Here is a 10556-nt window from a genome sequence, read left to right on the forward strand (position 1 = left end):
TCTCAGCAATGGAGGGCGTCGGCCTCGGCGAGGAAATCCTCGACCAGGCGGGCGAAGCGGTCGGCCTGTTCGATCTGGGTCCAGTGGCCGCAGTGGCCGTAGACGTGTAGCTGGCTATTGGGGATCAGATCCGCCAAGGCCAGCGAAGCAGATAATGGAATAACCTTGTCTTCGCGACCATGGATGACCAGGGTTTCCTGGGGCAGTGCGCGGATCGCCCGCTCGTCGCTGCACAACGCCTCGATCCAGCGCTGGCGCGGGGCCGGAAACATCGCGGCGAAGGACTCCTGGAAACCAGGACGGATGCTCGCCTGGTAACGCAGTTCGGCCAGCTCATCGGTGACCAGGCCGCGATCATAAGCAAACACATCCAACAGGCGGCGCATTTCCTCGAACGATGGGGTGTAACCCCACACTGCATCCAGACCCGGTGTGATCGGGAAAGATACGCCGACGCTGCCCATCAGTACCAGCCGACGAACGCGCTCGGGGTAGCGAATGGCCAAAGCCAACGCCAGGCCACCGCCGAACGAATTACCGATGATGTCAGCCTGCTGGATGCCGAGAGCATCCAGCACACCGATGGCATGTTCGACCCAGCGCTGCTGGCTGTACTGCTGGTCGGCTGGGCGTTCGCTGTAGCCGAAGCCAAGCATGTCCGGGGCGATCACTCGCCGACCCTTGGCCAGCTCCGGCATGACCAGGCGCCAGTTGGCCCAGGCAGTGACACCTGGGCCAGAGCCGTGGATCATCAGCAGCGGGAAGCCACTGCCCATGTCGTGCAGGTTGGTGCGGTAGCCGGCAGCGATGATCTCGCGGCCAAGTTCTGGGCTGGATACAGATAGGGTCATGACGTCCTCATAATTTCACGCAGATGTTTTTCAGCTCGGTGTAGAACTCCAGCGAGTGCACACCCCCTTCGCGGCCGATGCCCGACTGCTTGCTGCCGCCGAAGGCGGTGCGCAGGTCACGCAGGAACCAGCTGTTGACCCAGACGATGCCGGCCTCGATCTGCCCGGCGACGCGGTGCGCGCGCGAACTGTTCTCGGTCCAGATCGCCGAGGCCAGGCCGTAGGGCAGGCTGTTGGCCAGCTCGATGGCCTCTTCCTCGCTGTCGAACGGGCGGATATGGCAGCAGGGGCCGAAGATTTCCTCGGTGACCACCACCGAATTGTCGGCCAGCCCGGTCCAGATGGTCGGCTGCACCCAGGCGCCGCCGGCCAGGTGCGCCGGCATCTCGGGCACACCGCCGCCGGTGACGACAGTGGCGCCGTCATCGACTGCCTGCTGGTAGTAGCTGAGGACCTTCTCGCGGTGCTTGAGGCTGACCAGCGGGCCGAAGTTGCTGCTCGCATCGTCCGGCGGGCCGATCACCAGGGCCTCGGCGCCGGCCTTGAGGCGGGCGACGAATTCGTCGAAGATCGACCGCTCGACATACACCCGCTCGGTGCCCAGGCAGACCTGGCCGCAGTTGGCGAAGGCCGAGCGCAGGGTGCCCTCGATGGCCTTGTCCAGATCGCAGTCGGCAAACACGATGCCGGCGTTCTTGCCGCCCAGCTCCAGCGACACCTGACGCACGCCCTTGGCGGCGGCGCGCATGATGGTTTCGCCGGTGCCGGTCTCGCCGGTGAAGGTGTAGGCGTCGACATCCGGGTGGGCGGTGAGGAAGGCGCCGGCCGAGTTGCCGCCGAAGCCATGCACCACGTTGTACACGCCAGCCGGCACGCCGGCGGCGTTCATCACTTCACCGAGCAGAGCGGTGGTGGTCGGCGTCTCTTCCGAGGGTTTGACCACCACGGTGTTGCCGCAGGCCAGGGCCGGGCCGACCTTCCAGGTCATCAGCAGCAGCGGCAGGTTCCACGGGCTGATCACCCCGATCACGCCCTTGGGCCGGCGCACGCCGTAGTTGAGCGCGCCGGTGCCGTCCGGGGTGGCCATCTCGAAGGCCTCGGTGGGCACGTTCTTCACCAGGTCGGCGAACACCGAGAAGTTGGCCGCGCCGCGCGGGATGTCGATGTGGCTGGCCAGGGATTTGGGTTTGCCGGTGTCCAGGCACTCGGCCTCGAGAAACTCGTCGAAGCGCGCGCTGATGCCGGCGGCGACGCGATGCAGGATCTCGGTGCGCTCGGCCACCGTCATCCTGCCCCAGGGGCCCTTGAGCGCGGCGCGGGCGGCCTTGACCGCGGCGTCGACCTCGGCTTCGCCGGCTTCGTGGATCTTGGCGATCACCTGGCCGTTGGCCGGGTTGACGTTATCGAACAGCTTGCCGCTGGCCGATTCGACGTATTCGCCGTTAATGAAATGCTTGATTTCTTTCATCTGCGCAATCTCTGCAATAAGTCGAACCGGGCCTTCAGGTCAGCACGGTCATGAATCGTTCGTTGAGAATGCGGTCGTGGTAAAAGATCGCCTTGCCCAGTTGGTCGGTGGTCCAGGTCACCGGTTTGTGGTCCGGGTAGTTGTAATCTCCACCGCAGAACACTTCGTTGCGGTTACCGGACGGGTCGAAGAAGTAGATGGTCTTGCCGTGGGTCAGACCGTGACGGGTCGGGCCGATATCGATCGAGGTGTCGGTCATGGAGATCAGGTCGGCGGCGCGAAGCACGTCTTCCCAGGTTTCCAGGAAGAATGAGACGTGATGGAACTTGCCCTTCTCCGCGTGCTGGATAAAGGCCACGTCGTGCGCCTTGGTCGACAGGCTGAGGAACTGGGAGATGCGCGTGCCGTTGTCTTCGATCACCTGCTCGGCCAGGTAGAAACCGAGCACCTCAGTGAACAGTTCGTAGGTCGCCTGCAGTTCGTCGCCGTACATCAGACAGTGGTCGAAGCGCACCGCGCGCATACCCTTCAGGTCACGTGGCCAGGCTTCAGGGTTGACCTCCTCGATGCCCCACTTGCCGGTGTACTCCTTCTCGGCATAGAGCTCGAAGAAATGCCCGGATGGTGCCAGGAAGCGCACCCGACGCCCGCAGTCCTTGAGTTCGCCGGCAGGAATCTCCTCCACCTGGCAGCCGAACTCCAGCAGCTCGCCGGCCAGGCGGGTCAGGCAGGCATCGTCGGTCACCTTGAAGCCCATGAAATCCATGCCCGACTGGTCGGCCTCACGCAGCACCACGGAAAATTTGTCCACCTCGCTCCAGGCCTTAAGATAGACGCGGCCCTGCTCGTCGCGGTCCATCTCGATCAGGCCGAGCAGGTCCCGGTAATGCGTTAGCGCAGCCTCCAGGTTCAACACGCGAAGCTGGACGTGGCCCGGGCGCATAACTCCTTTTTTCATCACGACACCTCTTAATGTTTCTTGTTGTCAGGGATTGCTTCGCACTTGGCGAAGGCATTCGATGTACAGATCAGCGCGTGGATACAGTTGACAGGCCAAGGCCAGGCCCTGCTTCGCGGCCTCCGGTGGAACCTGACTGCAGCTCATCCTGCCGCACTGGTAATCGCCGCTGAGCACGCGCACCTTGCACAACCCACAGCCACCACCACGGCAACCGACCGGCACGCAACGCTTGCCCTGCTCCTCCATGGCCCGCAGGACCGACTGCTCCGGCAGGCAACGGAACACCTGGCCGCTAATCCGCTCACGCACCTCATAACCGCTGTCCATGGTTCACCTCAGATGCCCTTAAACATGACGGAAGCATCCCCCCAACAGCTCTGGGGTGATGCCTGCGCAACCCCGAAAATGAGTCTCAGGGGACCTCGTGTACGTCGCTTCTCCGCATGTCGATTTCTCTTCTTAACCAGACATAAAGATCAACCGAGGTCTCCCCCTGCCACCGGAAGAGTTACACCGGTGATGTAGGCAGCGTCGTCGGAGGCCAGGAACAGAATCGCCCCGGCCTGTTCGTCGATGTTGCCGTAGCGTTTCATCAGGCTGCTGTCGAGGGTCTGGTCGACGATCTGCTGGTACCAGACCTTCTCCTGCTCGCTCGGCTCGGCGCTGTTGCGCGGAATCCGCCGTGGAGGCGCCTCGGTGCCACCCGGCGCGGTGGCGTTGACCCGGATACCGCGCTCGGCGGTTTCAAAGGCCAGGCAGGCGGTCAGGGCGTTAACGCCACCCTTTGCCGCGCCGTAGGGCACGCGATTGACCCCGCGCGTGGCGACGGAGGAAACGTTGACGATGGCTCCACTGCCCTGCTCGAGCATTGGCGGCAGCGCGGCGTGGCAGCACCACAGGGTGGGGAACAGCGAACGACGCACTTCGGCCTCGACCTCGTCAGCCTGGTAGTGCTCGAATGGCTTAGCCCAAATGGTGCCGCCGACGTTGTTAATCAGAATGTCCAGACGACCGAAGCGCTCGACCGCCGCAGCCATCACCCGCTGGCACTCGGCAAACTGCTCGAGGTCCGCGGTCAGGCACAGCACCTCGGCGACGCCGGCCAGCTCGTCGGCCAGTTCGTGCACCAGTTCGGAACGGTCGACCAGCAGCAACCGGCCACCCTCGGCCGCCATGCGCTCGGCCACACGGCGACCGATGCCTTGGGCGGCGCCGGTGATCACGGCGACCTTGTCCTGGAAACGTTTGCTCATGAACCACCTCGATTGCGTAGCCCGGCTGCAATCCGGGGGAGTCCGCCAGAGAACCCCGGGCTACTGCACGAATAAAACAGGCCCGCTCACCCAGTAAGCGGACCAAAGGAGCCTGTTAGGCGCTGGCGGCGAACTTCTCGTAATAGAAATTGACCGGCTGTATGCCCTGTTCGCGGATGTAGTGGCTGACCGCCTCGACCATCGGTGGCGGGCCGCACAGGTAGACATCCACATCACCGTCATTGAGGTGCTTGGGCGCAATGTGCTGGGTGACGTAACCCTTGTGCGGGTAGCTGCTGTCCGGGCTGGCCACGCAGGCGCTGAACGTGAAGTTGGGGATGCGCGCGGCCAGGGCCTCGAGCTTGTCCATCTCGACCAGGTCGAAATCGTTGGTCACCCCGTAGATCAGGTGCAGCGGGTGTTCGCTGCCCTGCTCGGCAATCTTCTCGAGCATCGCGGTAAAGGGTGCCAGACCGGTGCCACCGGCCAGCAGCAACAGTGGCCGCTTGATTTCGCGCAGGTAGAAACTGCCCAAGGGGCCGGCCAGGGTCATGCTGTCGCCGGCCTTGGCCAAGCCGGTGAGGAAGCTGCTCATCAAGCCGCCCGGCACGTTGCGGATCAGGAAGCTGACTTCGCCGTCCTTCTGCAGGCTGCTGAACGAATAGGCGCGACTCTGCTCACTGCCCGGCACCTTGAGATTGACGTATTGGCCGGGGAGGAACGCCAGCTTGCTCAGGGACTCGCCCTTGATCGACAAGGCGATGGTGCTGTCGGAGAGCTGACGCACCGCGCTGATCGCTGCCTCGAAGTTGGCCTGCTGGGTCTTGCACACCTCGCTGGAGGCCGGCACGCGTACCACGCAATCGCTCGCGGCACGCATCTGGCAGGTCAGCACATAGCCCTGCTCGGCTTCGGCTTCGCTCAGCGCGTCGTCGATATAGTCATCGCCGAGGTCGTACCGACCGGCTTCGGCGAAGCACTTGCAGGAGCCGCAGGCGCCGTCGCGGCAATCCAGCGGGATGTTGATGCCCTGACGGTAGGCGGCATCGGCAACGGTCTCGCCGAGGTTGGCGTCGATGAAACGGGTGACCCCGTCTTCGAAATTCAATGCGATCTTGTGGCTCATGCTGGCACCCGCCTTACAGATGATACACATCGATGACCTGGCGCACGTAGTCGTTCTTCAGGACCACCTTCTTGGCCTTGATCAGCGGGTTCGATCCGCTGGTATCTAGGGTGTAGAAGCTGGTGCCATAGAAGTGGTCAACGACCTTGTAGCGGAAGCTCATGGTGTGCCAGTTGAAGCGCAGCTTGCACAGGCCATCGGTCTGCTCGAGCAGCTCGATATTGCTGATGTTGTGCGAGGTGCGCGTGTCCGGAATGGTGGCACTGGAGCGCTCGGTGCGGATGCGGAACACCCTGTCTTCCAGACCACTGCGGTTGCCGTACCAGATCAGCGAGATTTCGGTCTGCGGGTTTTCCACCAACTGATCGCGGTCGTCCCAGGCCGGCATCCAGAAGGTCGCGTCGCACGCATACAGCTCCAGCCACTCGTCCCACTGTTTGTCATCGAGGTAGCGCGCTTCACGGTAGAGGAAGTCACGCGCGGCTTCGTAAGTCAGGCTCATTTACGCGCCCTCCACATGAATCAACTGGTCCTGCTGTTCCTGCAGCGCCTTGATCATCTGCTGCTGCCAGTAATGGTGCTGCAGCACAAACAGGCCTTCATCCTCGGTGCGCACGCCGCTCATCAGCGGATGCAGGTCAATTTCCTTGGCCACCTCGTCGGCGCCCTCGACCCAGTGTTCGCAACCGCGGGACATGTCGTTCCATTCCATGGCGCGGCCGGCAAAGCCCTGCTGGCAGGCGCGGAACTCTTCCAGGTCGTCCGGGGTGGCCATGCCACTGACGTTGAAGAAGTCTTCGTACTGACGGATGCGCCGGGCGCGGGCCTCGGCATTCTCACCTTTCGGCGCGATGCAGTAGATGGTCACTTCGGTCCTGTCCACCGACAGCGGCCGGATGATACGCAACTGCGAGCTCATCTGGTCCATCAGGTACAGGTTGGGGTACAGGCAGAGGTTGCGCGAATGGCCAATCATCCAGTCGGCACGGGTTTCACCGAACTCGCTGGCGAGGCGATCACGCTCGGCGAACATCGGCCGGTCCTCGGGGTTGTCCCAGCGCGTCCAGAGCAACATGTGGCCGTTGTCGAAGGAGTAGAAACCACCGCCCTTCTTGCCCCAGCCGCCGGCGCTCATGGCGCGGATATCGTCGCCCGCTTCTTTCAGCTTGCGCTGCTGCTGGGTGGCGGCGTAGTTCCAGTGCACGGCGGTAACGTGGTAGCCGTCGGCGCCGTTCTCGGCCTGCAGCTTCCAGTTTCCTTCGTAGACATAGGTGCTCGAGCCGCGCAGCACTTCCAGGCCATCGGCGGACTGGTTGACGATCATGTCGATGATGGTCTTCGACTCGCCGAGGAAATCTTCCAGCGGCGCCACGTCCTCACGCAGGCTGCCGAACAGGAAGCCGCGGTAAGACTCGAAGCGCGCGACCTTCTTCAGGTCGTGGGAACCGTCGCAGTCGAAGCTCTGTGGGTAGCCGGCGTCCTTGGGATCCTTGACCTTGAGCAGCTTGCCCGAGTTGTTGAAGGTCCAGCCATGGAACGGGCAGGTGTAGGTCGCCTTGTTGCCGCTCTTGAAGCGGCAGAGCATGGCCCCGCGATGACTGCAGGCGTTGATAAAGGCATTCAGCACACCGTCCTTGTTGCGCGCGATGAAAACCGGCTGACGCCCCATAGAGGTGGTGTAGTAATCGTTCCTCTCGGGGATCTGGCTTTCATGGGCCAGATACAACCAGTTGCCCTCGAAGATGTGCTCCATCTCCAAATCGAACAACCGAGGGTCGGTGAACATCTCGCGCTTACAGCGGTAGATGCCCTCATCCTTATTTTCTTCAAGCAGACTATTAAAGTATTCGAGTCTCAGGTTCATCGCCATGGCTCCGTTATTATTGTTTCAACGGTGTAAAGACTAAGAGCTAGGTCTCTCAGGAGATAGCCACTTTTTGCACTCTTGCATCCGTTTCTTGCAAGTCCTGAAAACTGCAGCCGATATAGCCCACAGGCCTCTCAGGAAACGAGCGGCAACAGGAAAACGACTATGGCAGTTCGCCCTTCGGTCGCGGTAGGGATGGCAGTTACCTGCCCCCCCCGCACAGATCCGTACGTGCGGAACTACGCATCCGGCTCCTGCCTCAGGTACGTGACGCGAAGCGCTCCTCTGGGTAAGGATGAGCAGTTCTGGGCCTTGGTATATAGCAGTCGGCAAGGCGTCCGTAGCGTGACCACTGGAGTCGGTTACGCTGGCTGCTTCGCTTGAGGGCTTGCTACCATAGACGACATACCGCCACTCGAAAACCGTCCAGACGTATCAGGTTCCCCGGCACCGCGTGGTAATTGAAGTATCCGCTGACCACCCGGGTAAGCCCCTGACCCACGACCCGAACAGGCTCATGACGTCGGCGTTTCAGCTCATCCCGAATGGCCAGCAACGTCACACGCATTCGCTTCTTTACCGTCGGTCGCAGTATTTGAAAGCCATCGCTTCTGTTGGCACTACAGCAGTGTGTGAACCCCAGGAAGTCGAACGTCTCCGGTTTACCTAGCCCTCGCCGCCTTCGATTCTTTGCAGCGAAACGACCAAACTCAATCAGCCGTGTCTTCGAAGCATTGAGGGATAAGCCAAACCTGGCCAAGCGTACCTGCAACTGCTCCAGAAACTGCTGAGTCTGCCATTGCGTCCTGAAACCCAAGCACACTGTCGTCTGCGTATCGCACAGCAATCATCTGACCTCGTGCAGTACGCTCGCGCCATTGCCTGATCCACAAGTCCATCACGTAGTGCAGGTAGATGTTGGCAAGCAACGGTGAAATAACGCCGGCAACAATAGAGCAAACTCTCGGATAAACTGGGGGCTGCGCATTGCCAGGGAGAGTTTTGCTCCGAGGTATGCAGGATGCCCCGACGTCGAGATTGTTCTCGTCACTTCAGTCATGAGCCGAAAACCGCGGATCTGGCATATTCGTCTGGCTTTCGAGCCAAATCGGTTCTCTTGTGAGCAGCTCGAGAGGGTCTACGAGCAGCTAAAACCGACAGATGCGCGCGGTTCCTCAGAATTGCCACAACCCCAATCCTCTGTGACAAAGCATCGTGCTGCCAAGCGAGGTGAACAATGAGCCAGGCTGTGATGGTGGCGTTCTATGCTCGCGTATCCTCTGATCAACAGGCTAAACGCGGCACGATTGAAAGCCAGATTGCCGCGTTGACAGAGCGGATCGTGGCTGATGGTGCCCACGTTGCTGAGGACATGCGCTTTGTCGATGCAGGCGTCAGCGGCGCGACGCTGATTCGCCCACAATTGGAACGGCTCAGAGACCGCGCTGCACTTGGCCTGGTGGAACGTCTCTACGTCCTGTCCCCAGACCGGCTGTCGCGAAAATATGCTCACCAGGCCTTGCTGATGGAAGAACTATCGGCGTGCGGCGTACAGGTCGTGTTCCTCAATCATGCCATTGGCGTCACGCCAGAGGAGTCGTTGCTGCTGCAGATGCAGGGCATGATCGCGGAATATGAGCGTGCCAAAATCATGGAGCGCCATCGTCGCGGCAAGCTTCATGGGGCCAGACGTGGCAACATCAATGTGCTGTCGACTGCGCCGTACGGTTATCGCTACATTCGTAAGCAACTTGATGGCGCACCCGCACAGTACGTTATCGACCTGCCGCAAGCGGCGACGGTCAGAACCATCTTTCAATGGATTGGGATGGAGCGACTGAGCATCGGCGAAGTGGTGCGACGCCTTGGGGCAACCGGCACCGTCACCGCCTCAGGTAAACCGTATTGGGATCGCAGCACTGTATGGGAAATATTGCAAAATCCAGCCTACATGGGCCGGGCCGCTTTCGGTAAAACACAGGCGCGTGATCGTTTACCTCGGATACGCGCACAACGCCACAGTGCCGAGGTGCCCAGGAAGGGCTACTCCACCGTACGTACCGATCCGAGTCAGTGGATCGAGATAGCCGTACCGGCGATTGTCAGCGAAGGGTTGTTTCAGTCGGTTCAAGAGCAACTTGCTGAGAATCGCAAAGCGACTCGTCAGCGCCGTCATGGTGCGGTCTACCTGCTTCAGGGCTTGACCGTTTGCGGCCATTGTCACTACGCCTATTACGGTAAAAAGGTCAGCAAGGCAGCGGCCAAAGTCCAACGTCGGGACTATGCCTATTATCGTTGCATTGGAACCGATGCCTACCGCTTTGGTGGCGAACGCGTCTGTGACAATCAGCAAATACGAACGGACCGTCTCGATGAACTGGTGTGGCAGCAGGTTGTTGAGCTGCTCGCCCACCCTGGAAGGCTAAAGAATGAATATGAACGTCGGCTGGGAATCCTCGAAGAAAAAGAAAAAACAAACCTTGATACGGCCGCACTGGAACGACAACGACTGCAGCTGGACAAAGGCAGGTCGCGGCTCATCGATAGTTATGCCGAGGGTATGATCGACAAAATGGACTTTGATCCGAAGATGCGGCACTTGAAGAGCCGTCTGGAGCAGCTTGATCAGCAGATTCAGGACTCACGGCGTCATCAGGTGGGGCAGCGCGAGCTGTTTCTCGTGATTAATCGTCTCGAAGAGTTTGCCGCGGCTGTCCATGACCGACTGGGCACTGTCGATTTCGTCACCAAGCGCGAGATCATCCGCGGTCTGGTCAAACGCGTCGAGATTCACAAAGACGAGATTTTGGTGGTGTTCCGGGTTGATCCGGATCCCGGCTTCAACGCCAGCGAGACGTCGACTGGCTCCGGCACCAGAGAAAAAAGTATGCAAGATCGTACGCGGCGTAATAACACCACCCTGCGGTACTCCTTCACTGGCGGCCCGGAAGAGTCCGACATCGATATGGCCAGCTTTGATTGTTTTCCACAGCAGTTCCAAGAAACGAGTGTCTCTGATTCTGCGGCGTA

At 60.8% G+C, this 10556-nt stretch carries 9 protein-coding genes and 1 pseudogene; 1 reads left to right on the top strand and 9 read right to left on the bottom strand.

The genetic code is table 11. The annotated features are described in order from the left end of the window. Positions 1-2: 2 nt before the first annotated feature. From BZ163_RS05605 to BZ163_RS35435, 9 genes are all read right to left on the bottom strand, one after another. A complete protein-coding gene (locus BZ163_RS05605; protein ID WP_128870104.1) occupies positions 3-851 on the bottom strand; it encodes an alpha/beta fold hydrolase in 849 nt (282 codons plus the stop codon). A 7-nt stretch (positions 852-858) separates the two neighbouring features. Continuing rightward, complete coding sequence (locus tag BZ163_RS05610; protein WP_128870105.1) at positions 859-2319, bottom strand: 2-hydroxymuconic semialdehyde dehydrogenase; 1461 nt, start codon at positions 2317-2319, stop codon at positions 859-861. Between the two features lie 34 nt (positions 2320-2353). Further along, a complete protein-coding gene (locus BZ163_RS05615; protein WP_128870106.1) occupies positions 2354-3277 on the bottom strand; it encodes a catechol 2,3-dioxygenase in 924 nt (307 codons plus the stop codon). A 27-nt stretch (positions 3278-3304) separates the two neighbouring features. Continuing rightward, positions 3305-3607, bottom strand: coding sequence for a 2Fe-2S iron-sulfur cluster binding domain-containing protein (locus BZ163_RS05620; protein ID WP_128870107.1), 303 nt, complete (start codon positions 3605-3607; stop codon positions 3305-3307). Positions 3608-3756: 149 nt separating this feature from the next. After that, entirely contained in the window at positions 3757-4533 is a 777-nt protein-coding gene (locus BZ163_RS05625) for a 1,6-dihydroxycyclohexa-2,4-diene-1-carboxylate dehydrogenase (protein WP_128870108.1), read from the bottom strand. 115 nt (positions 4534-4648) lie between these two features. After that, the gene (gene benC, locus BZ163_RS05630; protein WP_128870109.1) at positions 4649-5659 is read right to left on the bottom strand and encodes a benzoate 1,2-dioxygenase electron transfer component BenC; all 1011 of its coding nucleotides are present in this window, start codon (positions 5657-5659) and stop codon (positions 4649-4651) included. 13 nt (positions 5660-5672) lie between these two features. Next, entirely contained in the window at positions 5673-6161 is a 489-nt protein-coding gene (gene benB, locus BZ163_RS05635) for a benzoate 1,2-dioxygenase small subunit (RefSeq protein WP_128870110.1), read from the bottom strand. Beyond that, on the bottom strand, positions 6162-7523 hold the full coding sequence (benA, locus tag BZ163_RS05640) for a benzoate 1,2-dioxygenase large subunit (RefSeq protein WP_128870111.1): 1362 nt from the start codon (positions 7521-7523) through the stop codon (positions 6162-6164). Positions 7524-7917: 394 nt separating this feature from the next. Next, positions 7918-8094, bottom strand: a complete 177-nt coding sequence (locus tag BZ163_RS35435) for a hypothetical protein (RefSeq protein WP_236645659.1) — start codon at positions 8092-8094, stop codon at positions 7918-7920. Between the two features lie 684 nt (positions 8095-8778). Here BZ163_RS35435 and BZ163_RS35440 point away from each other — a divergent pair. After that, positions 8779-9861: pseudogene (locus BZ163_RS35440) on the top strand (recombinase family protein); the annotation flags it as partial. Positions 9862-10556 lie beyond the last annotated feature (695 nt).

Source organism: Pseudomonas sp. VI4.1 (assembly GCF_002029345.1).
Lineage (GTDB): Bacteria > Pseudomonadota > Gammaproteobacteria > Pseudomonadales > Pseudomonadaceae > Aquipseudomonas.

Coding starts and splice junctions, on each gene's coding strand:
- BZ163_RS05605 (WP_128870104.1), bottom strand. CDS start 851: ATGACCCTATCTGTATCCAGCCCAGAACTTGGCCGCGAGATCATCGCT.
- BZ163_RS05610 (WP_128870105.1), bottom strand. CDS start 2,319: ATGAAAGAAATCAAGCATTTCATTAACGGCGAATACGTCGAATCGGCC.
- BZ163_RS05615 (WP_128870106.1), bottom strand. CDS start 3,277: ATGAAAAAAGGAGTTATGCGCCCGGGCCACGTCCAGCTTCGCGTGTTG.
- BZ163_RS05620 (WP_128870107.1), bottom strand. CDS start 3,607: ATGGACAGCGGTTATGAGGTGCGTGAGCGGATTAGCGGCCAGGTGTTC.
- BZ163_RS05625 (WP_128870108.1), bottom strand. CDS start 4,533: ATGAGCAAACGTTTCCAGGACAAGGTCGCCGTGATCACCGGCGCCGCC.
- benC (WP_128870109.1), bottom strand. CDS start 5,659: ATGAGCCACAAGATCGCATTGAATTTCGAAGACGGGGTCACCCGTTTC.
- benB (WP_128870110.1), bottom strand. CDS start 6,161: ATGAGCCTGACTTACGAAGCCGCGCGTGACTTCCTCTACCGTGAAGCG.
- benA (WP_128870111.1), bottom strand. CDS start 7,523: ATGAACCTGAGACTCGAATACTTTAATAGTCTGCTTGAAGAAAATAAG.
- BZ163_RS35435 (WP_236645659.1), bottom strand. CDS start 8,094: ATGCGTGTGACGTTGCTGGCCATTCGGGATGAGCTGAAACGCCGACGT.